This is a genomic window from Nocardia sp. NPDC058176 (genome assembly GCF_042883805.1).
Classification (GTDB): Bacteria; Actinomycetota; Actinomycetes; order Mycobacteriales; family Mycobacteriaceae; genus Nocardia.
This window is the reverse complement of sequence record NZ_JBHVVA010000002.1, coordinates 252,451-278,312: the sequence shown is the minus strand read 5'-3', so window position 1 is coordinate 278,312 and position 25,862 is coordinate 252,451. Positions and strand designations below refer to the sequence as shown.

The 25,862-nt window shown below is 69.5% G+C and carries 26 protein-coding genes; 8 read left to right on the top strand and 18 right to left on the bottom strand.

The annotated features are described in order from the left end of the window. Positions 1 to 14: 14 nt before the first annotated feature. Positions 15 to 659 (bottom strand): TetR/AcrR family transcriptional regulator, encoded by a 645-nt coding sequence (locus ACFVVM_RS13935; RefSeq protein WP_387617359.1) that lies wholly within the window; start codon positions 657 to 659, stop codon positions 15 to 17. A 96-nt stretch (positions 660 to 755) separates the two neighbouring features. On the opposite strand from ACFVVM_RS13935, the gene ACFVVM_RS13930 reads away from it, so the two are divergent. Continuing rightward, a complete protein-coding gene (locus ACFVVM_RS13930; RefSeq protein WP_387617358.1) occupies positions 756 to 1,757 on the top strand; it encodes an NAD(P)-dependent alcohol dehydrogenase in 1,002 nt (333 codons plus the stop codon). Positions 1,758 to 1,851: 94 nt separating this feature from the next. Here ACFVVM_RS13930 and ACFVVM_RS13925 read toward each other — a convergent pair whose 3' ends face one another. Continuing rightward, positions 1,852 to 3,015 (bottom strand): GDSL-type esterase/lipase family protein, encoded by a 1,164-nt coding sequence (locus tag ACFVVM_RS13925; RefSeq protein ID WP_387617356.1) that lies wholly within the window; start codon positions 3,013 to 3,015, stop codon positions 1,852 to 1,854. A 107-nt stretch (positions 3,016 to 3,122) separates the two neighbouring features. Here ACFVVM_RS13925 and ACFVVM_RS13920 point away from each other — a divergent pair, with 107 nt between their 5' ends. Further along, the gene (locus ACFVVM_RS13920) at positions 3,123 to 3,608 is read left to right on the top strand and encodes a MarR family winged helix-turn-helix transcriptional regulator (RefSeq protein ID WP_387617354.1); all 486 of its coding nucleotides are present in this window, start codon (positions 3,123 to 3,125) and stop codon (positions 3,606 to 3,608) included. Between the two features lie 63 nt (positions 3,609 to 3,671). On the opposite strand, the gene ACFVVM_RS13915 is transcribed toward ACFVVM_RS13920, so the two are convergent. Beyond that, positions 3,672 to 4,622, bottom strand: coding sequence for a helix-turn-helix transcriptional regulator (locus ACFVVM_RS13915; protein WP_387617352.1), 951 nt, complete (start codon positions 4,620 to 4,622; stop codon positions 3,672 to 3,674). 62 nt (positions 4,623 to 4,684) lie between these two features. On the opposite strand from ACFVVM_RS13915, the gene ACFVVM_RS13910 reads away from it, so the two are divergent. Then, positions 4,685 to 5,836 (top strand): epoxide hydrolase family protein, encoded by a 1,152-nt coding sequence (locus ACFVVM_RS13910; protein WP_387617350.1) that lies wholly within the window; start codon positions 4,685 to 4,687, stop codon positions 5,834 to 5,836. On the opposite strand, the gene ACFVVM_RS13905 is transcribed toward ACFVVM_RS13910, so the two are convergent. From ACFVVM_RS13905 to ACFVVM_RS13890, 4 genes are all read right to left on the bottom strand, one after another. Next, a complete protein-coding gene (locus ACFVVM_RS13905) occupies positions 5,837 to 7,963 on the bottom strand; it encodes a 5-oxoprolinase/urea amidolyase family protein (protein ID WP_387617348.1) in 2,127 nt (708 codons plus the stop codon). Next, positions 7,960 to 8,580: an urea amidolyase associated protein UAAP2 gene (locus ACFVVM_RS13900; RefSeq protein WP_387617346.1), complete on the bottom strand. Its 621-nt coding sequence runs from the start codon at positions 8,578 to 8,580 to the stop codon at positions 7,960 to 7,962. Before ACFVVM_RS13900 ends, ACFVVM_RS13905 begins: the two co-directional genes overlap by 4 nt. Continuing rightward, entirely contained in the window at positions 8,577 to 9,326 is a 750-nt protein-coding gene (locus ACFVVM_RS13895) for a DUF1989 domain-containing protein (protein WP_387617344.1), read from the bottom strand. Before ACFVVM_RS13895 ends, ACFVVM_RS13900 begins: the two co-directional genes overlap by 4 nt. Positions 9,327 to 9,414: 88 nt before the next feature. Beyond that, on the bottom strand, positions 9,415 to 10,947 hold the full coding sequence (locus ACFVVM_RS13890) for an amino acid permease (RefSeq protein WP_387617342.1): 1,533 nt from the start codon (positions 10,945 to 10,947) through the stop codon (positions 9,415 to 9,417). 216 nt (positions 10,948 to 11,163) lie between these two features. Between ACFVVM_RS13890 and ACFVVM_RS13885 the strand changes: the two genes are divergently transcribed. Beyond that, a complete protein-coding gene (locus tag ACFVVM_RS13885) occupies positions 11,164 to 11,868 on the top strand; it encodes a TetR/AcrR family transcriptional regulator (protein WP_387617340.1) in 705 nt (234 codons plus the stop codon). Positions 11,869 to 11,924: 56 nt separating this feature from the next. On the opposite strand, the gene ACFVVM_RS13880 is transcribed toward ACFVVM_RS13885, so the two are convergent. From ACFVVM_RS13880 to ACFVVM_RS13855, 6 genes are all read right to left on the bottom strand, one after another. Further along, positions 11,925 to 12,452 (bottom strand): hypothetical protein, encoded by a 528-nt coding sequence (locus ACFVVM_RS13880; protein WP_387617338.1) that lies wholly within the window; start codon positions 12,450 to 12,452, stop codon positions 11,925 to 11,927. A 58-nt stretch (positions 12,453 to 12,510) separates the two neighbouring features. Then, positions 12,511 to 13,308, bottom strand: a complete 798-nt coding sequence (locus ACFVVM_RS13875) for a family 1 encapsulin nanocompartment shell protein (RefSeq protein ID WP_387617336.1) — start codon at positions 13,306 to 13,308, stop codon at positions 12,511 to 12,513. Continuing rightward, the gene (locus ACFVVM_RS13870) at positions 13,305 to 14,390 is read right to left on the bottom strand and encodes a Dyp-type peroxidase (RefSeq protein ID WP_387617334.1); all 1,086 of its coding nucleotides are present in this window, start codon (positions 14,388 to 14,390) and stop codon (positions 13,305 to 13,307) included. The genes ACFVVM_RS13875 and ACFVVM_RS13870 overlap by 4 nt, the downstream gene beginning before the upstream one ends. Before the next feature lie 80 nt (positions 14,391 to 14,470). Next, a complete protein-coding gene (locus ACFVVM_RS13865) occupies positions 14,471 to 14,797 on the bottom strand; it encodes a cupin domain-containing protein (RefSeq protein WP_387617333.1) in 327 nt (108 codons plus the stop codon). Between the two features lie 104 nt (positions 14,798 to 14,901). Next, positions 14,902 to 15,390 carry a dihydrofolate reductase gene (locus ACFVVM_RS13860; protein WP_387617331.1) on the bottom strand — a complete coding sequence of 163 codons (489 nt, stop codon included), beginning with the start codon at positions 15,388 to 15,390 and terminating at the stop codon, positions 14,902 to 14,904. Then, positions 15,387 to 16,190, bottom strand: coding sequence for a thymidylate synthase (locus tag ACFVVM_RS13855; RefSeq protein WP_387617329.1), 804 nt, complete (start codon positions 16,188 to 16,190; stop codon positions 15,387 to 15,389). The genes ACFVVM_RS13860 and ACFVVM_RS13855 overlap by 4 nt, the downstream gene beginning before the upstream one ends. 44 nt (positions 16,191 to 16,234) lie before the next feature. Here ACFVVM_RS13855 and cobF point away from each other — a divergent pair, with 44 nt between their 5' ends. Beyond that, positions 16,235 to 16,975 (top strand): precorrin-6A synthase (deacetylating), encoded by a 741-nt coding sequence (cobF, locus tag ACFVVM_RS13850; protein WP_387617327.1) that lies wholly within the window; start codon positions 16,235 to 16,237, stop codon positions 16,973 to 16,975. Between the two features lie 3 nt (positions 16,976 to 16,978). On the opposite strand, the gene ACFVVM_RS13845 is transcribed toward cobF, so the two are convergent. Further along, positions 16,979 to 17,206, bottom strand: a complete 228-nt coding sequence (locus tag ACFVVM_RS13845) for a hypothetical protein (protein ID WP_387617325.1) — start codon at positions 17,204 to 17,206, stop codon at positions 16,979 to 16,981. Positions 17,207 to 17,375: 169 nt separating this feature from the next. Between ACFVVM_RS13845 and ACFVVM_RS13840 the strand changes: the two genes are divergently transcribed. Beyond that, entirely contained in the window at positions 17,376 to 18,245 is an 870-nt protein-coding gene (locus ACFVVM_RS13840) for an Fpg/Nei family DNA glycosylase (RefSeq protein WP_387617323.1), read from the top strand. 8 nt (positions 18,246 to 18,253) lie between these two features. Here the strand turns inward: ACFVVM_RS13840 and ACFVVM_RS13835 are convergent, their stop codons facing one another. From ACFVVM_RS13835 to ACFVVM_RS13825, 3 genes are all read right to left on the bottom strand, one after another. Continuing rightward, a complete protein-coding gene (locus tag ACFVVM_RS13835; protein WP_387617321.1) occupies positions 18,254 to 19,693 on the bottom strand; it encodes a dihydrolipoyl dehydrogenase family protein in 1,440 nt (479 codons plus the stop codon). Next, a complete protein-coding gene (locus tag ACFVVM_RS13830) occupies positions 19,690 to 19,929 on the bottom strand; it encodes a DUF2630 family protein (protein WP_387617319.1) in 240 nt (79 codons plus the stop codon). The genes ACFVVM_RS13835 and ACFVVM_RS13830 overlap by 4 nt, the downstream gene beginning before the upstream one ends. Before the next feature lie 70 nt (positions 19,930 to 19,999). Continuing rightward, the gene (locus ACFVVM_RS13825; RefSeq protein ID WP_387617317.1) at positions 20,000 to 21,400 is read right to left on the bottom strand and encodes a PLP-dependent aminotransferase family protein; all 1,401 of its coding nucleotides are present in this window, start codon (positions 21,398 to 21,400) and stop codon (positions 20,000 to 20,002) included. Positions 21,401 to 21,480: 80 nt separating this feature from the next. Between ACFVVM_RS13825 and ACFVVM_RS13820 the strand changes: the two genes are divergently transcribed. Next, positions 21,481 to 22,173, top strand: a complete 693-nt coding sequence (locus ACFVVM_RS13820; RefSeq protein WP_387617315.1) for a pyridoxamine 5'-phosphate oxidase family protein — start codon at positions 21,481 to 21,483, stop codon at positions 22,171 to 22,173. A 16-nt stretch (positions 22,174 to 22,189) separates the two neighbouring features. Here the strand turns inward: ACFVVM_RS13820 and ACFVVM_RS13815 are convergent, their stop codons facing one another. Beyond that, positions 22,190 to 24,292, bottom strand: coding sequence for a bifunctional lysylphosphatidylglycerol flippase/synthetase MprF (locus ACFVVM_RS13815; protein WP_387617313.1), 2,103 nt, complete (start codon positions 24,290 to 24,292; stop codon positions 22,190 to 22,192). 132 nt (positions 24,293 to 24,424) lie between these two features. On the opposite strand from ACFVVM_RS13815, the gene ACFVVM_RS13810 reads away from it, so the two are divergent. After that, positions 24,425 to 25,723, top strand: coding sequence for an alpha/beta hydrolase (locus ACFVVM_RS13810; protein ID WP_387617311.1), 1,299 nt, complete (start codon positions 24,425 to 24,427; stop codon positions 25,721 to 25,723). Positions 25,724 to 25,862: the final 139 nt, after the last annotated feature.

The window sequence follows — 25,862 nt, the reverse complement described above, 5'->3', positions numbered from 1 at the left end:
CGGCCGGGGTGGACCTATTTCTGCTGAAGCAGGCGGTCGAGACCGTCGAGGAGGAGGTCGAGTCCGAAGGTGAAATCGGCGGTGCCGGAGTGGGTTCCGTTGATCACCTGGGTGGAGAGCGCGTGCATGTGGGGATGGGTCTCGGGCGGAATGAGCGGCAGGAATCGCGCTGCCGCCGAGGCGAATTCAGTGGGTTCGAGGGGAAAGTTGATGGCCTGGAGGGTGAAACCGTAGATGTGGGAGTCGATGGCATTCCACGCGCGGTCGGCCTGCTCGTAGGTGAAGCCCGCGGTGACCAGGCAGCCGAGGGTGGCCTCGACATAGCGGAGCATGGCGGGACCCACATTCACGCGCGAGCCGATGAGCGCGGTGGCCCAACGGTGGGTGAGCAGGACCTCGTGCGCCGAGGTGGCGCGCCTGCTCAGCTCGGCTCGCCAGTCACCGCCCGGGCGGGGGACGTAGATCTCGGCGACGACCAGGTCCACGATGCCGTCGAGCAGGTCGTCCTTGTTGGCGACGTGGTTGTAGAGCGACATGGCCTCCACGCCGACCGCCTTGGCGAGCTTGCGCATCGACAGCGCCGTGGCCCCTTCCCGATCGGCCAGTTCGACGGCGGCGCGCAGGATCCGTTCCCTGGTGAGCGGGGTGCGTGGGGGCATGGGATTCCTGACTGTCGCTTGACCTACTTACAGCGTAAGCGTACCGTCTCGCGGTAGATACTTACGCTGTAAGTGCATGGCTGGTGAGGAACGCTCATGACCGAGGTGGAAACAACCACGATGACCGCGGTGGTCGCGCCCCGCTATGGCGGCAGTGAGGTGCTGCGCCTCGACATCGTGCCGCGGCCCGTGGCGGGGGAGCGCGAGGTCGTGGTGCGGGTGCGCGCGGCGTCGCTGTGCCGTGGGGATGTGCATCTGCTGAACGGGACGCCGTATCTGATGCGGCTCGGGTTCGGGTTGCGCAGGCCCAAGCGGCCGAGAATCGGGCAGAACTTGGCGGGCGAAGTCGTCGCGGTGGGTTCGCAGGTGACCGAATTTCGCGTTGGTGACCGGGTTTTCGGTGAGATTCCCGGTGGCGCCTTCGCCGAGTACGCGTCCGCGGCGGTCGAAGCGCTCGTCCTCGTTCCCGCGGGTCTGAGTATGGAAGACGCAGCGGCAATACCGGATTCGGGGATGACGGCTCTGCAGGGTCTGCGCGACATCGGTTCGGTCGAGCCGGGGCAGCGGGTGCTGATCAATGGCGCCTCGGGCGGGGTCGGCACCTCCGCGGTGCAGATCGCGAAAGCGCTCGGCGCCCACGTGACCGCCGTGTGCAGCACTCGACACGTCGAGATGGTGCGCGGTATCGGCGCCGATGTCGTCATCGATTACACGACAGACGATTTCACCCGCACCGAGACGCCCTACGACTCGATCCTCGACCTGGTGTGCAACCGCTCGCTGCGCGATATCCGTCGGGCACTCACGCCCGACGGGGTGTTCATCTCCTCGGCCACCCCGCCCGGTGCCGACTGGTTCGGCCCGATCCGCTGGCTCGCCGCGGTCGCGGTCACCGACCTGTTCACCCGGCAGACGATGAAGACACTGTTCGCGCGCCCCTCGGCCACCGACCTCGCCCATCTGGCCGATCTGGCCGCCGACGGACGCCTGCGTCCGGTGATCGAACGTCGGTTTCCGCTGGCCGAAACACCCGCCGCCATCGAAGCGTTCGCGCTCGGTCATGCCTCAGGCAAGACGGTACTGACCGTGGCCGGATGAGCACCGGCCACGGTCACCTCGACGGAGGCCCGCCGATTCGATCCACGGCTCGACGACCTGACGACGGTCGACATGTCGTCGAGCGTGTCCGTGCTCACTTGGTCGGTGCGGGTCGGTCTTTCGGGTCGAACAGTGCGGTGATGTCGACCGTCCCGGCCATCGCGGCGGCACCGGCATCGTTGAGGTGCATGCCGTCCCCGCTGTCGAACCCGGGGCGGATGAAGCCGGGCCGATCGGGATCGGCCACCGCGCGATCGACATCGAAGACCGAGTCGAAAACCTCGGTGGTGCGCAGCCATTCGTTGACTTCGGCACGGGTCGGCTGGGTTTCGACCAGCGGCATGTCCGGATAGACGCATCCCGCGTACGGCCCGATGGTCGCGGCGTGGACGCGCAGGCCCGCCGCGTGGGCGCGCTGCGCGAGATCGGTGAAGGCGGCGATCAGTTCCTCGGCGGTGGCCGACGGCTGCCCGCCCATGGCGCCGAGAATCAGGTCGTTGATGCCGAAATTCAGCAGGATGTCGGTGACGCCGGGGACGAGGCGGGCATCGGAATCGAAACGCGCGAGCCCGGATTCGCCGATCTCGCGGGCGGTGAGACGGTTGCCGGCGATGCCGTTGTTGACCACCCAGCCGTGCGAGAGCCGGGCATTGAGCGCGTCGACGGAGCGGCGGTTGGTGCTCGGTGTGGTGCCGACGCCCTCGAACCACGAGTCACCGAAGGCGACGGCGACCGGGGTGCCGGCGGGGGCGAGCACATCGATGCCGGTGACGAAGAATCGTGCCGGAACCTCCTGTGTGTCAGCCAGTTCCGTAGCTCCGACATGATTCCCCGCCGCGACGTAGGCGATCTCGCCCGGCTGGTGGGAGTAGGTCGCCAGGCCGGTGGGTCCGGGCAGGTACAGGCTCAGTACCAGGTCATCGCCCGCCTCGACCGGTATGTCGACCGGATCGCTCATGACGTCGGCGCCCGGGGCGATGACCACGCCGTCCGCACCGTCGAAACGCACCACCTGCGCGGTGTCGGGGGTGATCGCCGAACCGGCTTTGCGCCGCGCGACCCCGGCGGCCGCGATGGTCAGCGGCGCGATGCCGTAGCGGTTGGTCAGCCGCACGCGCACCGCACTGCCACCACCGGCCAGGTGCAGGATCTGGCGCACGGTCTCGTCGCCGAACTCCCGCGATTCGGCGAGCTTGATCTGTTCGTAGGGGCTGATCACTCCGGTCCGGAAACCGGCGACCCAGGTGCTGTGCTGCATGATCACTCCATTAGTTGCTGTGAGGAATATTGCGTAAGCATAGGTTTACTCGGAGGTATTCCTCGTGTCAACTATCCGCGTAGCAACAATCGGTTAGAGTGGGAGGTATGCAAGAACTGTTCGACGACCCCCGGCTGACCGTCTCCGGCCTGCTCTTCGAAGCGTCCAGCGGTCTGGTGGCCAGACTCGAACCCACCTGGAAAGCGCACGGGCTTTCCGGCCTCGACCTCAACGCCCTCCTGCGCCTGAGCCGCTCGCCCGGTCGCCGCCTGCGCATGTCCGACCTTGCCACGCAGACGCAACTGTCCACCAGCGGCGTCACCCGCCTGGTCGACCGCCTGGCCCGCGAGGGCCTGGCCGAACGTCAACTCGACCCCACCGACCGACGCGGCGCCTACGCGGCCCTGACCGAGGCCGGTGCTCACCGCATGGAACAGGTCCTCCCCGACTACCTGGCCGCCCTCGACCAATGGCTGACAGGCCTCCTGACTCCCACCCAACTCGACGGCATGGTCACCGCCCTCCGCATCATCCGCGACGTCACCAACCCCGCCGCCACCGCGATCGCCGCCGCCCAGCAGCTGGACAGTTGATCACCAGGTTCTGGTGCGAGCATCGCCCGAGTAGCGACCTGCACCAGAGCCTGGTGATCTTTATCAGGTGGTGGCTTCGGTGAAGCGGGTGGCGAGGGCGCGGAGGTGGGTGATGAGTTCGGGGGGTTCTTCGACGTGGAAGGGGAAGTCGAAGGTGGCCACGTAGATCGCCAGTTCGGTGAGGTCGTTGGAGCCGGTGTGTAGGAGGCAGGTGTCAGGGGTGCGGGGTTCGATGAGGCCGACGGTGGGGGCGATGCGGTCGGCGGCGACGGTGGCGGGGACCGCGAGGGTGATGACGGCCTGGTACCGGTAGGCGGCGGTGGTGATACCCCGGGTGAGGTAGCCGCCGAGGTCGAGGTCGGGGGCTTCGCGCGGGGTGAAGCGGGGGCCGGTGGGGATGCGGGGCGTGAGGCGGTCGACGCGGTAGGTGCGCCAGTCGGCGCGGTCGGTGTCCCAGGCGATGAGGTACCAGTGGCGGCCGGTGTGGACCAGGCGGTGGGGTTCCGCGGTGCGCGATGTCGTTGTGCCGTCGTGGGTTCGGTAGTCGAAGCGGAGGCGGTGGTTGTCGCGGATGGTGGCCGCGACGGCGGTGAGGACATCGGGGTCGACCGGAGTCGCGGCGGCGGGGACCGTGACGGTCACCGAGTGCAGCAGGCTCACGCGGTGGCGCAGGCGCGAGGGGAGAACCTGCTCGAGTTTGGTCAGCGCGCGCAGGGAACTGTCCTCGATCCCGGCGACGGTGCCGCCCGCCGCGGTGCGCAGGCCGATGGCCACGGCCACCGCCTCGTCGTCGTCGAGCAGCAGCGGGGGCAGCTTGGCGCCCGCGCCGAGCCGGTACCCGCCGACGCCGGGTGTCGCGTCGACCGGATAGCCGAGGCCGCGCAGCTTCTCGATGTCGCGGCGCACGGTGCGGGCGTCGACCTCGAGGCGTTCGGCGAGTTCGTTGCCGGTCCAGTCGCGCGGAGTCTGCAGCAGCGACAGCAGGCGGAGCAGGCGGGCCGAGGTTTCCAACATGCCTGAATTCTCTCGCACAGCTAGGGCGGAAGCTGTCCTAGGTGGCTCGTAGGGTTGATCTCATGAGCAACGAGATCCAGACCTTCCGTCTCGACATCCCGCAGCAGCAGCTCGATGACCTGCGCAATCGGCTCGACAACGCGCGCTGGCCCGCCGCGCTGCCCGGCGACGACTGGGACACCGGCGTGCCGACCGGCTACCTGCGCGAGCTCGTCGACCACTGGCGCACCGGCTACGACTGGCGGGCCGAGGAGGCGAAACTCAATGCGCACGAACAGTTCACGACGGAGATCGACGGGCAGAACATCCATTTCCTGCACGTGCGCTCGCCCGAACCCACGGCGGTGCCGCTGCTGCTCACGCACGGCTGGCCGGGCTCGGTCGCGGAGTTCCTCGATGTGATCGGCCCGCTGACCGATCCGCGTGCGCACGGTGGGGATCCGGCCGACGCCTTCCACGTGGTGATCCCGTCGCTGCCGGGCTTCGGCTTCTCCGGTCCGGTGACCGAGGGGTGGTCGGTGCGCCGGATCGCCGAGGCGTGGGTCGAGCTGATGACCCGGCTCGGGTACGAGCGCTTCGGGGTGCAGGGTGGCGACATCGGGGCGGCGGTGAGTCCGGAGGTCGGGCGGGTCGCACCGGACCGGGTGATCGGGGTGCACGTCAACGGTGGTGCGGGCTCGTTCCCGCAGCTGCCGCTCTCGGAAGAGGACATGGCGAGCCTGACCGACCTCGAACGCGACCGCATCGCGCGGATCGAGGCGTTCATGAACGAGGAGTTCGGCTACATCGCCGTGCAGTCCACCCGTCCGCAGACCCTGGCCTACGGGCTGGTCGACTCCCCGATCGGGCAGCTGGCCTGGATCCTGGACAAGTTCCGGGAGTGGACGCATCCCCGGGAGACGCTGCCCGACAAGATCATCGATCGCGATCGGCTGCTGACCAACGTGATGATCTACTGGCTCACCGGCACGGCGGGCTCGGCCGGGTACATCGGCTACGCGCAGCCGGGGGAATGGGGTGCGGTGCCGGAGAATTCGGGCGTGCCCACCGGTGTGCTCGTCCTCGCCCATGATGTCGCGATCCGCCGCTTCGACGAGGCGGAGAACACGATCGTGCGGTGGAACGATGTGGATCGGGGCGGGCACTTCGCGGCGCTGGAGGAACCGGAACTGCTCGTCACCGATGTGCGCGAGTTCTTCGGCTCGCTGCGCTGATCAGTCGAGTTCGCCCGCCGAACGCCAGGATTGGCGTTCGGCGGCGAACGCGTCGGCCTGGACGGCGCGGAAGTCGGCGATCGAGTGCGCGTTGTCGGTGAGGAACCGGCGGTAGTCCGCGAGATTGAACTCGCCGTCTTCCACGGTGATGTCGACCTTGCCCGCGGCGAAATCCGCACGCAGATCGAGGAGTTCGCCGGCCTCGACCGGATGCCAGCGGATGCGGTCGAAATAGCGCAGCAGCCAGGGTGTTTCGGCATCGGTGGCGAAGCGGTCGACGCCGGGGCCCGCGGCGCCGACCGGCCGGGCACGGTGGTTCCAGACCTGGGTGGTGCGGCCGACGAACTGGTAGCCGCCGGGGCCCTCCATGCCGTAGATGCACAGGTAGGCGCCGCCGATGCCGACCGCGTTCTCCGGGGTCCAGGTGCGGGCCGGGTTGTATTTGGTGGTGACCAGACGGTGGCGGGGGTCGGTGGGGGTGGCGACGGGGGCGCCGAGGTAGACGTCACCGAGGCCGAGGACGAGGTATTCGGCGTCGAAGACGGTGCGGTAGACGTCGTCGACCGAGGTCAATCCGTTCATGCGCCGGATGAATTCGATGTTCCACGGGCACCACGGCGCATCGGCGCGCACGCCGTGCATGTACCGGGTGATGGCCTCGCGGGTGGACGGATCGTCCCAGGACAGGGGAAGGTGCACGGTGCGGCTGGGGACCACCAACTCGGCCGAATTCGGCAGGTGCGCTTCGGCTTCGGCCAGGAGGTCGAGCAGCCGGGCGATCGGCAGGACCGCCGGGTCGACCCTGATCTGCAGGGAACGGATGCCGGGGGTGAGTTCGATGACGCCGCGCAGGCCGATCGCGATCAGATGCTGGTGCAGGGCGTGCACTCGGGCCCGCAGGCCGAGATCGAGTGTGAGCGTGCCGTATTCGACGAGGACACCGTCGTCGCCCTGTCTGCGGTAGGTCACGCCGGTCTCGTCGTCGACGTCGGAGCGGCGCAGGACGCCGTCGTCGCCGTCGCGGCCTGCCGAGAGCACGGTGCCCAGGGACGCGCGCCTGCTCGCGCCGAGTGCGGCGGCGGGTGCGGCGTGTTCGGCGCGGACGGGGACGAAACGCACCTTGTCGCCGGGGGTGAGCTGGCCGAGTTTCCAGCGGTCGGCGGCGACCACGGTGACCGGGCAGACGAAGCCGCCCAGACTGGGGCCGTCGGGGCCGAGCAGGATCGGGGTGTCGCCGGTGAAGTCGAGCGCGCCGATCGTGTACGCGTTGTCGTGGATGTTGGACGGGTGCAGACCCGCCTCGCCGCCGTCGGTGCGCGCCCACTCCGGCTTCGGGCCGATCAGGCGGACGCCGGTGCGGTCGGAGTTGAAGTGCACCTCGTAGTCGGTGCCGACGATGGTGTCGAAGTCGGTGCGGGTGAAGAACTCCGGTGCGCCGTGCGGGCCCGCGGTGACGGCCAGTTCCCAGCGGTGGCCGAAGGCGGGGAGGTCGGCCATGGGGACTGCGGGGGCGATGCGGGTCCGCGGGGTGCCGAGCGGGAGGGTGTCGTCTGCGCGTAAGGCCGCGCCGGTGCCGCCGCCGAACTTGCCGAGGGTGAAGGTGGCTGCGCTGCCGAGGAATTCGTCGATGTCGAGGCCACCGGAAACCAAGATGTAGGTGCGCATTCCCGGTCCACGGATCGCACCGACATCCAACACCCCACCGGCGGGCACCTCGACCGTGCGCCACTGCTCGATCAGAATGCCATTCACTCGCACATCGGCGACCGCGCCGGTCACGCACACCCAGGTGGCCGTGCTGAACCGCAGGGCCGGGCCACCGAGGGTGCACTCCAGTCCCGCCATGCCTTCCGGATTGCCGAGCACCCGGTTGCCGAGCCGGAACGACAGGTCGTCCATCGGGCCCGACGGTGGAACGCCGATGTGCCAGTAGCCGATTCGACCCGGCCAGTCCTGCACGGTGGTCTGCATTCCGGGGCGCACGACTTCCACCCGCCGCGCGGGCGGGTGTAGCGGCTGCTGCGAATCATCGGAGGTCGCGTCCACGATGATCGGGCCGGTATCGACGGCAGTGGGCGCACCCGTGGCCGAGTCGACAGCGCTCGCGATGACGTCGGTGGCGCTCATCGGGTCACCACCATGCGGACCGGGGTGGGGTCGAAACCGTTGCAGGGGTTGTTGATCTGGGGGCAGTTCGAAACCAGGACCAGGGTGTCGATCTCGGCGCGGAGGGTGACCTTCTTGCCGGGGGCGGACAGACCGTCGACGATGCCGAGGGTGCCGTCGGCCTCGACGGGGACGTTCATGAACCAGTTGATGTTCGAGACGAGATCCCGCTTGCCCAAACCCCATTCGAGAGCGGCGGTGAGGAAGTTCTCGACGCAGGCGTGCTGATGGCGGGTGTGGTGGCCGTAGCGCAGGGTGTTGGACTCCTGGGAGCAGGCGCCCGCGATGGTGTCGTGATTGCCGACCTCGTCGGCCACGACCGTCATCAGCGCGGTGCCCGCCTCGGTCAGCAGGACGCTGCCGGTGGTGAGGAAGATGTTGCGCTGGGCGGCGACGGTGGCCTGGGCGCTGTAGCGGTCGGTGTGGTCGGCGGCGGAGTAGAGCAGGCAGTCGACGGCCTGATTGCCGTGCAGGTCGATGATCTCGAGCTGCTCGCCCGCGCGCACGATCGCCGACCACGGCGCCTGGGCGGGGACGGTCTCGTCGCGGACGACGGTGCGGGTGGTCGCCGTGGTCATGCCAGGACCTCCGTGGTCGATGCGGCCGCCCATGCGGCTTCGGTGTTGTCGACGGCCCGCAGGTACTCGGGCTCGTCATTGGGGGTGGTGTTCAGCTCGGCGGGGGCGGACCAGGCGAGCAGGTCGAGGTCGCCGGTGGGGCGGTCGTCGAGGGGATGGGCGGCATTGGCGACCAGCAGGGTGATCGGCAGGTGCACGATCAGATCGATGGTGGCGCCCGCCGGGCCGTTGCCGGTGGGGATCAGGGCGCCGTCGGGGGCGACCGTGGCGCCGCGGAAGAGGGCGATCGACGGGCCGATGTCGCGGGGTTCGAGGCCCTGTTTGGCGCCGGCCAGGTGGAGCTGGTGGCGGGCTTCGGCGGTCGGGCCGCAGAGGGTGTCGTGGTGGCCGGTGGAGGTGAGAACCGTGGCGAGGACTCGGCCCTGATCGGAGAGGAGGGGGTGGCCTTGGCTCAGGTAGGCCTGCCACGGAACCTTCACGGTGTCGGCGACATTGAGTCGCTCCCAAGGAGATTCGGCGCGCAGGAGGAACAGGTGCGCGCACGTGGTGCCCGCGGGGTCGCCGAGTCTGACGTGGGTGCCGCGGCCGAGGACGATGTTCGCGTAGCCGCCCGGTGGGATGCGTTGCGCGAGAACGACTGCTGTCGGGTCGATGCCGGGCGGTATGGCCGGGCGAGCGATGTGCGCTGACGCGGCCTGAGCGCGTGCGTGGGCACGGGCGCCGTCGGTGGACTGGGTGTTCGTCATCTTGGCTCCTCGGCGAGTGCTGGATGTGAGCGGACTCCGTGCTGGACTGCCCCGCGGCGGATTCCGACGAATCCGCCGCGGAGTCGAATCAGACCGCGGCCGTCTCGTCGACCGGTTCGGTCTCCTTCGCGGAGACCACGAAGCGGTAGATGATGGCGCCGGTGGTGAGGATGACCAGGACCGAGAGGGGGCCTGCCCACTGTTGCCACCAGCTGCCGCCCTCGGGGATGTAGACCTCCGGGCGGGGCCAGGCGAGGTTGACGACCATGGCGATGCCCCAGGCGACGGCGAGGGCGTTGACGGGGATGCCCCAGCGGCCGAGGTTGAACAGGGTGGGGTCGTCGGTTTCGGCGGCCCAGCCCTTGAGCCTGCGGAACAGCAGGGGGACGGTGACCAGCAGGTAGGCGAGGTACAGGCTGACGATGCAGACGCTGGCCAGGGTGGCGAAGATGGCGGGGTTGCCCAGGTTGAGGACCAGCAGGCCGATGCCGAGGGCACCGATCACGACGGCGGGCCAGACGGGGGTGCCGAAGCGGGGGTGCACGGTGGCGAGGGCCTTGGCGAAGGGGAGTTTGCCGTCGCGGGCCATCGAGAACATCAGGCGGGAGCCCGCGGTCTGGATCGCCAGGGTGCACACGATCACGGCGACGGCGACGCAGGCGAGCAGTACGGTGCCCGCGGGGCTGTTCAGCTTCGCGGTGATCACGTAAGCCAGTCCACCGGAGGCCAATTCGCCGTCGGACAGGCTCGGTGCGGCCATCAGCGCGCCGAGCATCATGAGGCCGCCACCCAGCGCGGAGGCCGAGAGGGCGAGCAGGATGGTGCGCGGGGCGACCCGGCGCGGATTCTTGGTCTCCTCGGAGAGCTCACCAGCGGAATCGAAGCCGACCATCACATAGGCGGCCATCAAGCCCGAGACCAGGAACGCCGCCCAGTACGGGCCGGGGGAGGCCTGGTCGGTCTGGAACACCACGTCGGGACCACGTTCGGTACCGGCGAAGAACAGGCCGATGATCGCCAGCACGCCGACGATCTCGATGGTGACACCGATCGAGTTGATCCGCGCCATCAGGTCGATCCCGATCACATTGATCGTGGTGGTGATCACCAGCAGCACACTGCCCAGCAGCACCGCGTTCATCGCGCCGTCGCGGGAGGTGAGCGCGATATCGGTGCCGATGATCTGGAATCCGCTCCAGATCGATGGCAGTACCACCTGCAGCGCGATGGCGGCCGCGGCGGCGGTGACAACCTGGGCGATCACCATCATCCACCCGGCGAACCAGCCGATCAGCCCGCCCGCGAGGCGGCGCGACCACTGATAGATACAGCCCGAGATGGGATACCGCGCGGCCAGTTCGGCGAAGTTCAGCGCGACCAGGAACTGTCCGGCGAACACCAGCGGCCAGGTCCAGAAGAACGCGGCGCCACCGAACGAATAGCCGAAGCCGAAGAACTGGAAGATCGTGGTGAGGATGGAGACGAACGAGAAGCCTGCCGCGAAGGACGCATAGCGTCCCAGCTTGCGGTGCAGGACCGGCTGATAGCCGAACTGTGCCAGGTCGGCACTGTCGCGGCTGGTTTGCGGCGGGGCGGCGGGGGAGTCGAGCGTGGTGGCCATATCGGTGTCCTTCGGCGGTGCGGCCAATATCTATCAGTCGATAGTTTTGCGGCCGCGATCGCTCGAACGGTGTCGTGGATGTATCGACTGTGCGGCCCGCGGTAACTTCTGCGTTGCCCAGGTTTCTGTCAAATGACAGGAATTCGACCGTCCGGCATTTTCGCTGGTGAGCTGCCCGCTGACGGCCAGGTCAGGGGCCGATGACAGAATCGGGGCGTGGCAAACCTCGGTCCCGGGCGTCCCCGGCTGGAACAGCGGCGCAGGCAGGGGACCACGCCGCGCGCGGAGATCCTCGACGCGGCGGCGGAACTGTTCACCACCAAGGGCTACGCCAACACCTCGACCAGGGCGGTGGCCGATGCCGTCGGCATCCGGCAGGCCTCGCTGTATCACCACTTCTCGGCCAAGGACGACATCCTCGACGCGCTGCTGGCCGAAACCGTCGCGGGCCCGGTCGAATTGGCGCAGCGGATGGTCGCCGAACCCGACGCGGCCGTGGCCAAGCTGTACGCGCTGGCACTGGCGGATGTGCGCCAATTGCGCACGGCGCGCTGGAATCTGGGCGCGCTGTACCTGCTGCCCGAGCTGCGCACCGAGCGCTTCGCCGCGTTCCGGCGGCGCCGTGACGAACTACGCGAGCACTACGAACGCCTCGCCGCCGAATCCTCGGCTGCCGCAGGGCTATCCGACGACGCCAAGATCCTGCCGTTCCGGCTGGTCGAAACCGTGATCGGGATCAGATCCGACGAAGGTGCCGCGCCCGCCGACACCGAGCGCGTCATCCCGGACGCGATCGTGCGCATCGTCGGGCACGGCGCCGAAATCGGCCGGGTGCGAATCGTGGCCGAGCAGTTGCTCACGCGGATGGGCGAGGTCGGCGCCGAACCGGCCCAGGTCGCGCAGGGTGACGAACTCACCTGAGCCGTCGGCGTCAACCCGCCCGGCTGATCGGCGCGTCGCGAACCGGCTGGAGTTCGTCAGCGCGCGGTAGGCGGCGCGATCTGCCAGTGCTGGTTCAGCGCACCGGCGATCTCGGGCAGCACGGTGATCGGGATCCGCTTGGCGCGCAACATCTCCCGGATCTCGGTCACCTGCTCGCGCTTGCGCATGTCGTAAGCGCCGGACACGGGACCGCTGACCGGCGGGATCGACAGCAGGACCAGTTCGTCGGTGGTGTCGCCGGTGAGGTCGAGTGCCAGTGCCCAGCGGCCGTGCTCGTCGAGGGTGAACCGCCCCGCGACCACGCGATCCCACGGCACCGTCGCCGAGCGGAACGGCGTGCGCGCGTAGATCGCGTGCTCGGTCAGCTCGGTGACATCGCGCACGAACAGCGCGACGCCCGCCGCGATCCCGCCGACGATGCCGACCAGCACCCCGGCCACAACCCGGTTCACCCCGAACATCGCCACGGTCAGACCGGTGATGCCGGTGGTGACCAGCAGCCCGATCAGGATGTAACCCAGGCTCCGGCTGGCAGGCACCACACCGGCACGCACGACCGCCATGCGAACCTCCTCTTCACGCTCTGCGGCTCACCCTAGGCGGTACGGACCGCCGCCGGGCTCATGACCCGAGCGATACCGCGGCTTCGGAGGTCTCGACGAGGAAGGTGAAGGTCTCCTGGAAGTACAGCTCCACGGTGTCGGCGTTGTGGCTGAGGTAGCCGATGGACAGGTCTTGGCCGAGCGCCAGCTCGAAATCGCCACCGCGGGTGGTGAGGGCGAAACCGCCGGTGATCGCGGGCGCCCAGATGATCTCGCCGTCGATCAGGCGCTCGATGTGGGTGCGGATCGGGTGGCCGTGATCGGAGGTCTCGCTGACCTGCGTGTACAGGTCGGCGCTGAGCACCACCGAGTACGGGCCCTGCACGCCCGCCAGGCGCAGCCCGGTCAGCGCGTGCGAGATCGCGTCGGGGATGTCGACCACATTGCCCGGGATGGCGACCGGGTCGTTGGAGGCGGCCGCCCGTATCCCGGTGATGCCCGCGGCGGCGTAGCTCTCGAAGATCGCGCGGTCCTCGGCGAAGGCGATCTTCTGGGCCGCGTCCTTGAGGCTGTCGAAGTCGGCGTCACCCGCGCCGCGCTCGATGTCGTCGAGCTCCGCGCGCTTCAGCGTGAACGGCACCCGTAGTTCGACCAGCGGCTGCACCACCCGCTGATGGGCCTGCACGCCCTCGTCCGGCGAGGCGATCGAGGTCAGCCTGCCGCGGTTGAGCGCCGAGTAGGCGACACCGTGCGGGCCCGACACGTCGACCACGCGACGGCCCGCGATATTGCGCTTGAACGTGCGGGTCGCCTCCTCCTCGATCTGCGCCCATGCCTCGTCGGTGATCGGCGCGAGCTCGCGGTGCAGGTTGTTCATTGATTGCTCCTTTTCATCGTGCCGATGGCGAGTGAACCGTCGTAACCGGTGCCGGTGGCAGTCTTGGGGGCCGCGGCCTTCTCGGCGGCCGCGTTGGCTTCGATCACCGGTTCGAATTCGGGGACGCTGACCAGCCTGCCGTCCTCGGACCCGGCCGGTGCGTCGGGCAGATCGTCGAAGAAGTCCGCCGCGGGGGTGAAGAACAGGGTGCCGGTGATCGCTACGGAGAAATCGAGGATGCGGTCGTAGGCGGCGTCCTCGGTGCCGAGGAACATCCGCTCCAGCATGCGTTCGGTCACCGACGGGGTGGCGCAATAGGCGATGTAGTAGGTGCCGAGCCTGCCGTCGCCGACGGTGCCGAACGGCATGTTGGCGCGCAGGACATCGCGCTCGGTGCCGTCGGCGTCGGTGATCGTGTTGATCGTGACGTGCGAGTTGGGCGGCTTCACGTCGTCGGGCAGTTCGTAGTCGCTGAGCTTGGTGCGGCCGATCACCCGCTCCTGCTCCTCGACCGTCAGCGCGTTCCACTCGTCGAGCGGGTGGGTGTACTTCTGCACGATCACGTAGCTACCACCGGCGAAGTCGGCGTCCTCGTCGCCCACGAAGACCGCCGCGGCCGCCGCGCTGCCCTCGGGGTTGGCGGTGCCGTCGACAAAACCGAGCAGGTCGCGCTGCTCGAAGTAGCGGAAGCCGGAGGTCTCGTCGACGAAGGTGGCCGCGCCGCGCAGCCGGGTCGCGATGGCCATCGCGAGTTCATAGCAGGCGCCCGTCGTCTCGGCCTTGATGTGGAAGAGCAGATCGCCGGGAGTGGCCGGACACGAGTGGACCGCGCCCCGGTAGCCCGGAAATTCGTGCAGCTCAGCGGGTTTGGCACCGGCGAACAGCCGGTCCCAGCCGCTGGAGCCGATCGAGGTGACGCAGCTCAGGCCCTGCCCCGGCGTGCGGAATCCGACGGATTTGCGCAGGTCGTCGACCTCGCCGAGCAGCTCCCGAACGGCCGCCTCACCGCCGACGTCGATGGTGGCGACGAGGAAAATCGCGGCCGGCGTGAGTGGATCGAGGATCGGCTGTGGCTCACCCATGGCGTCCAGCGTACGGCTCCCCGCCGACAGGTTCGTTCAGCCACCTGGTGTGTCAGCGCATTCCGGGCAATCCGCCCGCGCTACTTGGCGACGGTGAGCAGGAACGTCACGTTGTCGACGGCTTTGACGCTGTGGCGGGCGCGCGGGACGACGATGAGGTCACCGGCCGAACCCTTCCACTCGTCGGTGCCCGCGATCAGCACCAGCGTGCCGGTGAGGACCTGGATGGTGGCATCACCGGCATTGTCGTGTTCGGCCAGGCTCTGACCCTCGGCGAGCGCGACGACGGTCTGGCGCAGCGCATGGGTGTGACCGCCGATGACGGTCTGCGAACTCCGGCCGCTCGTGGAGGTGGCCGCCAGCTTCAATTGTTGGCGGGCCACCGCCGTCAGCGATTTCTTGTCCATGACATCGCGCCTTTCGCAGGCTTCTCGCGGGCTGGTTGCCCAGGAGTATGCCCGAGGAGGCGGCGGCTTTCGGGCGTTTCGCGCCGACCGTTAGCCAGGCGTTGTCAGGTGCGGGTGTAGCGGCGAATGCGATAGCGCAGGCCGGTTTTCGAGGTCAGCCATGGGGTTTCGGGGGCCGACCACTCCGGGCCGATGGGCGGGGCGAAGGCATCGCCGGGCACGGTGGTGTCGACCTCGGTGACCTGCAGCGTCGTGGCGAGGGGGAGCGCCTCGCGGTAGATCTCGCCCCCGCCGCCGATCCAGAGGTCGACCTCGCCCGCCAGTGCCAGCGCGTCCGGCACCGAGGCGGTGCGCTCGGCGCCCTCGGCCGCCCAATCGGTCTGCCGGGTGACCACGATGTTGCGGCGGCCGTCGAGCGGCCGGAAACGCGGTGGCAGCGAATCCCAGGTGCGCCTGCCCATGATCACCGGGTGACCCATGGTGGTGTCCCGGAAATTGGCCATGTCCTCGGGGATGCGCCACGGGATCTTGTTGTCGACGCCGATGACGCCGTCGTTGGCCTGCGCCCAGATCAGGCCGATCAGTCGGCTCACACCGCCACCGGCGCCTTGATGGTCGGGTGGTGGCGGTAGTCGGCCAGTTCGATGTCCTCGTAGGCGTAGTCGAACAGGCTCGTCGCCGGGCGCAGGTGCAGCTGGGGGAAGGGATAGGGCTCGCGGCTGAGCTGTTCGCGGGCCTGCTCGACGTGATTGTCGTAGACGTGCACATCGCCGCCGGTCCAGATGAACTCGCCGGGTTCGAGTTCGGTCTGCTGGGCGACCATCAGGGTGAGCAGGGCGTAGCTGGCGATGTTGAACGGCACGCCGAGGAACAGGTCGGCGCTGCGCTGATACAGCTGGCAGGACAGTTTGCCGTCGGCGACGTAGAACTGGAAGAACGCGTGGCAGGGGGCCAGCGCCATCTTGTTCAGGTCGGCGACGTTCCAGGACGAGACGATCATCCGGCGCGAATCCGGGTCGGTGCGCAGGGTGTGCAGGACCTGGGCGACCTGGTCGATGTGGGTGCCGTCGGGGGTGGGCCAGGAGCGCCACTGCACGCCGTAGACCGGGCCCAGCTCGCCGTCGGCGTCGGCCCATTCGTCCCAGATGCTCACGCCGTGTTCCCGCAGCCAGGAGACGTTGGAGTCGCCGCGCAGGAACCACAGCAGTTCGTAGGCGATGGACTTGAGATGGACCCGCTTGGTGGTGATCAGCGGGAAGCTCTCGGCGAGGTCGTAGCGCAACTGATGACCGAAGATGCTGCGCGTTCCGGTCCCGGTGCGGTCGGCCTTCGGCGTGCCGTTCGCCAGAACGTGCCGGAGCAGATCCTCGTACTGGGTGTCAGGGGTGGCCACGGCTGCCGATTCTACGTGGCCGGGCACCTGGCAAGCTCGAGCGCATGCGTGAGCTCTACGTGATCGGCATCGGTGCGGGCGACCCCGACCAGGTGACGATGCAGGCGGTCAAGGCCATGCGCCGGGCCGAGGCGTTCTTCGTGATCGGCAAGGGTGACCGGAAGCGGGAACTGGTCGAGGTGCGGACCGCGATCCTGGCCGAGCACGTCGAGGGGCCGCACCGGATCATCGAGATCGCCGACCCGCCGCGCGACCGTACGCCCGACGACTACACCGGGGTGGTCCAGGACTGGCACGAACGCCGCGCCGAACTCCTGGAAGCCGCGTTCGAGCAGGTCGACGGCGTCGGCGCGATCCTGGTCTGGGGTGATCCGGCGCTCTACGACAGCACCATGCGGATGATCGAGCACGTGCTGGCTCGCGGGCGGGCCGAGTTCGATTACGCGGTGATTCCCGGCGTCACCAGCATCGCCGCGCTGGCCGCCCGGCACCGCATGGTGCTGCACCGCATCGGTGAGCCGGTGCATGTCACCACCGGACGCAATCTGCGCGAGACGGGACTCGGTGGCGGGTCGACCGTGGTGATGCTCGACGGCGACTGCTCGTTCACCGAGATCCCCGGCGACGACATCCACATCTGGTGGGGCGCCTACCTCGGCATGCCCGACGAGACGCTGATCGAAGGCAATCTGCGCGCGGTCGAGCAGGAGATCGTGACCCGTCGCACGCGGCTGCGCGCCGAAAAGGGCTGGATCATGGACGTCTACCTGCTGCGAGCCGGCTGATCCTCAGCGGTTGCGCGGAAGGATCCGCAGCGCGATGACGAGGCCGCCCGCGAGGGCCACGCTGGCCAGGACCGCGGCGACGGCGGAATGCGACAGGGCGGCGATCCCGATGGTTAACACCGCGCAAATCGTCAGGGCCAGGATGGCCGTGCCCGAATCCATACCGGCCACCCGGGCCTGCCGATCTTCCGTTGTGGTCATGACGAGCTGACTTTCGTTGGTGAGCGACACAGTCGAACCTCCATGGTTTGCCGCGCGCCGTTTCGGGCGCGCTTGCCAGTACAGACCCGACGCGGCCGCGATCCTCACGCAGCAAACTGTGAGACACCGGTCACTCCGGTGTTCGACCGGGCACGCGTCCGGACCCGCGGTGTCGTACCGGATGGCTAAACTGGCAACCGTGCCCGAGCTACCCGAGGTAGAGGCGTTGGCGCAGTTCCTGCGGGATCATGCGGTCGGCGCGGTCGTGGGGCGAGTCGATGTGGCGGCGTTGAGCGCGGTGAAGACGTTCGATCCGCCGGTCACCGCCCTGTCCGGTCGCGACGTCACCGGTGCCGGACGGTGGGGGAAGTTCCTCGGGATGGATTGCGGCGGGCTGTGGTTGATCACCCATCTCTCGCGCGGCGGCTGGCTGCGCTGGGTCGACGAGCCGAACCCGTTGCCGCCCAAGCCAGGTGGGAAGAGTCCGCTGGCCCTGCGCGTGCACTTCTTCACTCCCGAGGGCGCGACGCCCGCGATCGATCTGACCGAGGCGGGGACGAAGAAGCGGCTGGCGGTGTACGTCGTCGAGGATCCGATGATCGTGCCCGGCATCGCGCGTCTTGGTCCCGACGCGCTGGCCGTGACCGAGGACGAGTTCGCCGCGGTCCTGCGCGGTACCTCGCAGCGGATCAAGACCGCGCTCGTCGATCAGACCCTGCTCGCGGGTATCGGCAACGCGTACTCCGACGAGATCCTCCACACCGCGAAGATCTCGCCGTTCGCGAATACGAAAACGATGTCGGCGGAGAAGGTCTCACAGCTCTACACGGCCATGCGGACGGTGCTGCTCGACGCGGTCGAGCGCTCGGTCGGGCAGGACGCGGCCCGGTTGAAGGGTGAGAAGCGGTCCGGGATGCGGGTGCACGCGCGGACGGGGCAGCCGTGCCCGGTGTGTGGTGACACTGTGCGTGAGGTGTCGTACGCGGAGCGCTCGTTCCAGTACTGCGCGACGTGCCAGACCGGCGGCAAGGTGCTCGCCGACCGGCGGATGTCGCGACTGCTCAAGTAGCTCGACACTCAGCGTTCGCGCCAGGCTTCCAGCAGGCGCAACCAGAACTCGCTGACCGTGGGAAACGCGGGGACGGCGTTCCACAGTGTTTCCAACGGCACCCGGCCGACCACCGCGATGGTCGCCGCGTGGAGTTGTTCGCCCATGTCGGGGCCGACGAAGGTGGCGCCGAGCAGCCGGTCGGCGGCGGTGTCGAGGACGAGTTTCGCGCGGCCGTGGAAATCGTCGCGGGACAGTGACGAGCCCGCGACCTCGATGTCGAGCTCCACGGTGTCGACGGCGTGGCCTGCCTCGCGGGCCTGCTGTTCGGTGAGGCCGACGGCAGCGAGTTCCGGTGCGGTGTAAACGACCTGGGGCACCTGCTGGTGGTCGGCGCTCGCGGTGTAGCGGGGGAGGTCGAGAGGTTTGCCCTCGGCGCGGGCGGCGATCACGTCACCGCACACCCTGGCCTGGTACTTGCCCATATGGGTCAGTGCCGCACGGTGATTCACGTCGCCGACGGCGTAGAGCCAGTCGCCGGGCACGCCGCGTGCGGTGAGCTGATCGTCGACCTCGACATAGCCCGCGGGCAAGCCGACGGTGTCGAGACCGAGGTGCTCGGTGGCCGGCGCGCGACCGGTGGCGACGACGAGTTCGTCGACCTCGAGTTCGCCGTCGTCGAGCACAATCGTGACCGGTCCGCCGTGGATGCGGCCCACGCCGGTGTCGGCGGGATCGCGGCGTGAGACCAGGTGCGGTTCGGTGTGCAGCCGCACGGTGACCGCCCCGGTGTCGCGCAGGCCGCGCAGGATCAGATCGGCGGCGAAGGGCTCGACTCGGGGGAGCAGGCGGTCGCCGCGCACCAGCAGGGTCACCTCCTCAGCGCCCAGTTCGGCCAGCCAGGTCGCGGTCTCGCAGGCCACGACGCCGCCACCGATGACGGCGACGCGACGCGGGACGACGGCCAGGTTGGTCGCGTCGCGGGAGATCCACGGCAGTGCCTCGCGGACGCCGGGGATGTTCGGGATCGCGGCGGTGGTGCCGGTGGCGAGGACGACGGCGTGCCGGGCGCGCAGGACCCGGACGCCGTCGCCGGTGTCGACCTCGACCAGCTTCTCTCCGGCGAGGCGGCCCGCGCCGCGAATCGGGTCGATGCGCGCCGATTTCGCCCACTCGACCTGGGAGCTGTCGTCGTGGTCGTGCACGAAGGCATTGCGGCGGGCCAGCACGTCGGCGACCTGCGGACCGCTCACCGTCACCCCGGGCATCGACTCGCCCAGGTCGAGGACGGCGCCCGGCCGCAGCAGTGCCTTGCTGGGGATACAGGCCCAGTAGCTGCACTCGCCGCCGAACAGCTCCCGCTCGACGAGCGCGGCCGTGCGATCGCTGCCCGCGATGGCGTAGGCGGCGGCGTTCTCACCCGCCGGTCCGGCGCCGATGACGATGACGTCGTATTCGGCGTCGGTCACTGCAGATAGCCCTCGACTTCCCGGGGCGAGCGCAGTTCGGCGTCGTCGGGTGACCCGTCGGAGCGTGCGCGGCGCTGCCGCAGCAGATCCCAGGCCTGGTCGAGCATCACTTCCAGCTGTGCCAGCTGCTGACGCTCGGCGACCGGGTCGATCTCGCCCGCCGTGGCCTTGGCCCGCAGCGCGTGCTCATCGTCGACGAGTTGCTTGATTCGCGCCAGAATGTCCTGTTCGGTCATGTGCTCACCACTTCGATGCTCGGAGGGGTAGTGCCGGACGAACTGCGACCCGCGCGGGCCACGCTCCATGCTACGACCGAACCGGGGCCGTCGGCGGTGGGCGGAGGGCGGTGGCGAGGCTGGTGGCGGCGATCGGGACGGCCGTGGCGAGGTCGGTGGTGGGGAGGGCGGTGTAGCCGATGGCGATGCCGAAGCGGTGGGGGTCGGCGAGGTGGTGGCGGGCCAGGCCGTCGAGGAGGACGCCGTGGGTGCGGGCCACGGCGACAGCGCGCTGTTCGGTGGCGGCGTCGGGGAGTTCTACGACGACGTGGGAGCCCGCGTCGTCGCCGAGGACGGGCAGGCCGTGGTGGGCGAGCGTGTCGACGACGAGGGCGCGGCGTGGCGGCACCACCCGGCGGAGGCGGCGCAGGTGGCGGGCCAGGTCGCCGTGGCGGGCGAACTCGCTGAGGATCCGCTGGCCCGCCGGGCCCGGGGTGGTGCCGGTCTGGGTGCGGTGGGTGAGGACCGCCTCGGTGATGTCGGGGCGGGCGACGAGCCAGCCGACGCCGAGGGTGGTGGTGATGATCTTGCTGGTGGTGCCGAGGTGGACGACCACGTCGGGGGCCATCGAGGCGAGCAGTGGCAAAGGCGCGGTGTCGTAGCGGAGTTCGCCGTCGTAGTCGTCCTCGATGACGAAGATGCCGGTGGCCCTGGCGAATTCGATCAGTTCGACGCGGCGCGCGGCGGGCATCCGCGCGCCGAGCGGAAACTGGTGTGCGGGTGTGCAGTACACCGCGCGGACCCCGGCCGGAATCCGGTCGACGCGCAGACCGTCGGCATCGACCGGTACCGGGAGCACCCGGATCCCCGCGGCCTCGAACGCGCCGACGGCACGCTGATAGCCGGGATCCTCCATGGCGACGGTGTCGCCGGGCAGGAGCAGTGCCGAGGCCAGCTCGCCGACCGCCGAGCTGGTGCCCGCGGTGGCGAGCACCACCGATCCGGCACCGGCGGCGAGTCCACGATGACGCAGCAGGTGGTCGGCGACGGCGGCGCGGAAATCGGGTTCACCGGCGCGGTCCTTGCGGGCATCGGCGGGGTGATCGCCCGCCGCGCGCCAGGCCCGGCGCCAGGCGGCCGGGTCGACCGCCTCGACGCACGGTGCGCCGGGGCCGAGGTCGAGCAGTCCGGTGCCGGGATCGGTGACGGTGCCGGTGTCGATGTTCGCCGGCGCGGCCGCGGGGGCGGTGCTCAGGTAGGTGCCCGAACCCCGTCGACCGGCGATCCAGCCCTCGGCGTGCAGCTGGTCGTAGGCGGTCGACACCACGGCGCGGCTCACCCCGAGCCGTTCGGCGAGTGCCCGCGAGGACGGCAATCGCTCGCCGACCCGCACCACGCCACCGGTCGCCGCGGTGCGCAGGGCATCGGCGACCTGCACCGACAGTGGTTCGGCGGCGGTTCGGTCGAGCGGGATGGGGAGATCGTCGAGCACGGCCCCTCCTCGAAGTGGACTGGTGATTTACCGCTAAATTGGCTCTATATCAGGTCCACTTCATCGGCGAAGCTCATCTTATGACCACGCACGACACCACCCGCGTCCCCCTCTCACCGACCCCGCGCAGCACCCTGACCCGCATCAAGGAGCGGGGCGTCGACGATCGCGCCGCACTCGACGCGGTGCTCGACGCGGGCCTGGTCTGCCACCTCGGTGTGCTGCTCGGCGGTTCACCGGTGGTGCTGCCGACCGTCTACGGCCGCGAGGGCGACACCCTCTATCTGCACGGCTCCACCGGGGCGGGCAACCTGCGCGCGGCGATCGGTACCGACATCTCGATCGCCGTGACCCACGTCGACGGTGTGGTGTACGCCCGCTCGGCCATGCACTTCTCGATGAACTACCGCTCCGCGGTGATCCGTGGCCAGGCGGTGCTGGTCACCGACGAGGCCGAGCGCACCGAGGCCCTTCGGCTGATCGTCGAGCACGCGGCGCCGGGCTCGTGGGACCGGGTGCGCCCGCCCAGCCGCAAGGAGATGGCGGCCACCATGGTCCTGGCGCTCGACCTCACCGAAGCCTCGGTGAAGGTGCGCACGGGCGGCCCGGGCGACGACGCGGAAGACATCGAAACCGGTGGCGTGTGGGCGGGCGTGCTGCCGCTGCGCCAGGTCTGGGGCGAACCGATCCCCGCGGACGACTTGGAGCCGGGGGTCGATGTGCCCACCGAGGTCGCCGCGCGCGTGACGTCGGAATCGGTCGCGGTGGGCTGATATCGCGCGGGTCTACTCAGCGCGCCGACGCGCCCAGTGCCATCAGGTCCTTGGCCGACACTTCGGGTAGATACGCCTTCGTCAGCGCGATGCCGATGCGCGGTAGATCCGCTTCGTCGCGGTAGCACAGGTAGACCGGTTCGTGGCGGGGCTGGAACTTGGCCTTGAACGTGTGCAGGGAGCGGAAGCCGTAGTACGGCTCCATGGCGGCGCCGAGCCCTTCGAGCAGGCGGTCGATCGGTTCGGCGTCGTCGGTGCCCGCGCTGCGGGCGAGCGGGGCGCCGGAGAGCGAAACGATCTCGGCGCCTTCCTCTTTGAACGCCTGGCAGGCCGAGGCGATGAGGAACTCGACCACCGGCCGGAAGCCGTCGGGACGACGGCGCATCACGTCCAGGGTCCAGCCGCGGATCTCGCCGCCGGGGGCGTACACGGGCAGCCAAGAGGTGACGCCGTGCACGCTGCCCTCGGCGTCGACCGCGAGGCCGACCCGCACGGCGGGATCGAGTGCCTCTTCGACGCCGCCGAGGGTGAATCCCATTTCCGGCAGCCCTTTTTCGCCGACCCACTCCTCGGAGATGGCGCGCACCTGCGCGAGCACCGCGAAGGGCTGGTCGGCGAGGTGCACCAGCCGGAACTCGATGCCCTCCTTGGTGGCCCGGTTGATGGCCGAGCGGATGTCCTGCCACGGCTTGCCCTTGAACTCGAGCTGGGGCAGGTCGACGATGGTGTCCTCGGCGATCTGCACACTGCGCCAACCGAGTTCGCCCGCCAGATCGGCGACGGCCTGGGTGGTGGAGAACAGGCAGGGCAGCAGGCCGTCGGCCTCGCAGCGGTCGGTGAAGGCGGCGATGGTGTCGGGCAGCCGCTCCGGTGGGCCGATCGGATCGGTCAGCGCGATGACGGTGCCCGCGTGCCGCTGATAGGCCACGCAGCGTTCACCGTCGGCGGGGAACCAGTACTTGTTCTCGGGCCAGGTGGTCATCCACGACATGGTGGAGCCGCCGTAGCGGGTCAGCAGGGTGCGCACCGCGTCGCCGGGTTCGGTGCCCGAGAGCGCGCCCTCGGTGATCTTGCGCCGGGCGGGCACGCGGAACGCGCCGCGACCGCCGTAGAGCAGCGCCACCTCGCCCGCCCACAGCAGCGCCATGCCGACGGTGACCGCGCCGGTGGTCTCGACATCGGTGCCGATGGCGACGCCGAGCAGGACCAGCGTGAGCACCACGTGCAGGGTGCCGTAGCCGAGGGCGACCCACCAGGCCCACCGCTTGCCCTTGCGCAGCTGATCGGCGACCACCGCGATCACCGCCACCGTGATGAGCGTGCTCCACAGCGAGCCGCGTTCGTCCCCGGTCGCCCCGAGCAGGCTCTCGCCGGGGAAGAAGTACACCGCCACCGAGGCCGCCGCGATCACCAGCAGCCCGGCGAAGGCCAGCATCCGCACCTCACGACGGGTGCGCGGCCAGAAGCCGTGTTCGCTTCGGCTGAACAGCTTCTCGCCCAGCGGCAGCCACACCGCGGCGGCGATCAGGTGCATCAGATCGGCGAAGGTCGACTCGAACAGGAAGGTGATCGCCACATACGCCACCAGCGCGGCGCGCACCCGCAGCCGCCACGGTGAGCGCAGGGTCGCCGAGACCGCGGCCAGCGCGGCGATCGCGGCCGTGGTGAAGCCGACATCGCGCACGTCCGCGAGACGATCGGCCCAGCCGAGGTGGGTGTGGGCCAGCAGCCCGACCGTCACCGCGGCCACCAGGACGCCGATCAGCTGACCGCTGAGGCAGACCAGCACGGTGCGCGCGGTGCCGAGGCGCCACTCCGCCCAGCCGACCGCCGCCGCGAAAAGGATTGCCATGGTGACGTACTGGGCGGGCGTGAGGCCGAAGAACCAGCCCGACAACGGCGTCCACCACTTGCCCTCCTGGAGGGCGGGCCAGCCGTAGGCGATGTCGGCGAACCACGATCGCGCGTCGAGCCTGCGCCACAGCCCGCCACTGGCGATGCCGAGGATGGTGACGACGACGAGGAAGCCGACGGTGAACGGCACCCGCCGGAGCACGGTGCCCACGGCGGCGATTCCGCTCGGCGTGGTCTGTTCGGTGGCAGCTGTGTTGTCGTCCATCGATCCACCCTTTGCTGCGAGTGCGCCGTCCCGACGCGGGGAAGTCGTCTGTGTACCGTATGTCATCACGGTGGCCGACGGACCCGATGTGGGCGCCCGGGGTGGCCGACGTGGCATCTGTGGAGGTCAGTGATGACGCGATTCACCGATCTGTCGTTGCTCACGGGATGGCTCCCGGTGGCGCTGACGCTGCTCGGCGTGGCGGGTGCGGTGTGGTTGCTGTTCCCGCGCGCACGCCGCTATGTCACGACGACCGTACCGATCACCTTGCTCGCCGCGACCGTGCTGACCGCCGCCGCGTACCTGTTCGTCGAGGAGGTGTGGCAGCCGTTCCCCGACCCGATCGCCGAGTCGGTGTACGTGCTGATCGGCATCGGCGTGGCGGCGGTGCTGCTCGTCGTGCCGCGAATCCTGGTGCGCCGCACCGTGTGGACCGCGGTGGTGACGGTGCTGGCGGCGGCGGCCGTGCTGGTCGCGGTGGGGACACGGGTGAATCTGGTGTACGCGTCGTATCCGACGGTGGGCACTGCGCTCGGGATCGCGGAGGTCGACCGGATCGACGTCGCAGAGCTGACCCCGCGCGCACAGGTGGTCACGGGCCGACCGCTCGACTCGGTGTGGCGGGAGCCCGCCGGGCTGCCCGACGGCGGCAAGGTGCTGACGGTCTCGGTGCCGCCGACGGCGTCCGGCTTCACCGCGCGCGATGCCGAGATCTATCTGCCACCCGCCTATTTCGCCGATCCGCGGCCGCTGCTGCCGGTGCTGGTGCTACTGGCCGGCCAGCCCGGCGCGCCGGACGACTGGTTCGTCGGCGGACAACTGGCTGAGACCATGGACGAGTTCGCCCGCGCGCACGGCGGTCTCGCGCCGGTGGTCGTGGTCGCCGACGGCACCGGCACCGAGCTGGCCGATCCGCTGTGCCTGGATTCGCGACTGGGCAAGGTCGCCACCTATCTCGCGGTCGACGTGCCCGCGTGGACGCGGTCGCGGTTGCAGGTCGACCCCGATCCGCGGGCCTGGGCCATCGGCGGGTTGTCCTACGGCGGAACCTGCGCGCTGCAGCTGGCCACCAACCATCCGGAGGTCTACCCGACCTTCCTCGATCTGTCCGGCGAGGACGAGCCGACCCTCGGCGATCGGCAGCGCACGGTCGACGCGGCCTTCGGTGGTGACAACGACGCGTTCGTGCGGGTCAACCCGCTGGACCTGCTGCACAGCCGCACCTACCCGGATTCGGCGGGCGCGTTCGTCGTCGGCGCCGACGACGAGACCTATCGCCCGCAGGTCGAGCGCATGTACGAGGCGGCCAAGGCGGCGGGGATGGATGTGCGATTGCAGGTGCTGCCGGGCGGGCACAGTTTCGCGGTGTGGTCGGCGGGGTTGCGTGATCAGTTGCCGTGGTTGGCGACTCGGCTCGGGATCACCTCGTAGGCGGCCGAGGACGTGTTGCCGAGTCGAGGTCGACAGGCGGTGGTCGCATCGGGGTTCCGGGCTGGTGTGGGGGTAGCGTCTGCGGCATGTCGGAGGCTGAATCGCCAGGTCAGCGGGCAGGCGCGAAGCGGTCGTTCAC